The sequence below is a fragment of the Vibrio sp. 811 genome (assembly GCF_033339195.1).
The window spans coordinates 1-611 of record NZ_JAWOUB010000586.1; the positions used below are offsets into that span (position 1 = coordinate 1).

Here is a 611-nt window from a genome sequence, read left to right on the forward strand (position 1 = left end):
TAACGATCAAGAACTTCCTCAACGACCCAGCGCTTGACGAGCTGATGGATAAGATTAAGCAACAAGCGGTCGCGACTGAGCAACCAGCCTAACAATGCAGTTTGGGGCGGCAGGTATCGCCCCAATTAGGAGAGAAATCATGGTACAAACAACGGCAGCGGTTATCTGTGGTGAGAAAAACGTTCAATTAAGAACCTTTGATTTACCAAACATTTCAGCCGACGAACTTCTGGTTAAAAACATTTCAAACAGCATTTGTCTGTCCACTTACAAAGCAGCATTGTTAGGTAGCAAACACAAACGCGTTCCTGAAAACATTGACGAAGTGCCAGTGATGACAGGTCATGAATACGCAGGTGTGATTGTTGAAGTCGGTGAGAATCTAAAAGATCAATTCAAAGCTGGTGACTACTTTGTTTTGCAACCTGCCATGGGCTTGCCTAGTGGTTATTCTGCGGGTTACAGCTACGAAACCTTTGGTGGCAATGCAACGTATTCCATTATTCCTAAAATCGCTATCGACCTAGGTTGCGTACTGCCTTACCACGGCGATTACTTTGCTGATGCGTCGCTGGCTGAGCCAATGTCTTGCATTATTGGTGCGTACCATG

At 45.5% G+C, this 611-nt stretch carries 1 protein-coding gene; it reads left to right on the forward strand.

What is annotated here, in order from left to right; all coding sequences use genetic code 11:
• Nucleotides 1-139: 139 nt before the first annotated feature.
• Nucleotides 140-611, forward strand: a 472-nt coding sequence (locus R7Q46_RS28235) for an alcohol dehydrogenase catalytic domain-containing protein (RefSeq protein ID WP_318078449.1), incomplete at its 3' end; no start/stop codon positions are given.